The organism is Oleiphilus sp. HI0043, assembly GCF_001634935.1.
The window spans coordinates 1-646 of sequence record NZ_LWEY01000439.1 but is presented as its reverse complement, the minus strand read 5'-3'; the positions used below and the strand labels follow the sequence as shown (position 1 = coordinate 646).

Below are 646 nucleotides of genomic sequence, written 5' to 3'. Positions count from 1 at the left end.
GGCCATCAGTAACGAATTCCAACTTATAGGATAGACATGTCAGGCAATTCACAACAGTCTCGTTTAAAAGATCTCATCGCCCGCGGTAAAGAACAAGGGTACCTGACTTACTCAGAAGTAAACGACCACCTTCCAGAAGATATTGCGGATCCGGATCAGGTTGAAGACATTATTCGCATGATCAACGACATGGGTATTCAGGTTGTTGAAGTTGCGCCTGATGCTGATTCATTGCTTATGTCAGATGGAGATTCAACAGACGAAGTGGCGGCGGCTGAAGCAGCTGCGGCACTGGCAGCAGTAGAAACCGAAGCAGGCAGAACAACTGACCCAGTACGTATGTATATGCGTGAAATGGGTACTGTAGAGCTACTAACGCGTGAAGGCGAAATTCGTATCGCCAAGCGTATCGAAGAAGGTGTTCGGGATGTGATGGCATCTTTGGCTCACTTTCCGGGTGTCGTTCAGGGTATCTTGGATCGATATGACACGACAGTGGAAGAAGAAGGCCGTCTAAGTGACATTATTTCAGGCTTTGTTGACCCAGAGACCGATGCGATTCCTGCACCGGCTCCTATAGTCGAAGCGAATAGTGCTGATTCCGACGACGATGACGAAGAAGAGGGCGAGAAAGGCCCTGATCCAG

General features: G+C 48.9%; 1 protein-coding gene. It reads left to right on the top strand.

The window, feature by feature from the left end; genetic code table 11:
* Window positions 1-36 precede the first annotated feature (36 nt).
* On the top strand, window positions 37-646 hold a 610-nt coding region (locus A3729_RS05605), incomplete at its 3' end, for an RNA polymerase sigma factor region1.1 domain-containing protein (protein ID WP_304439691.1).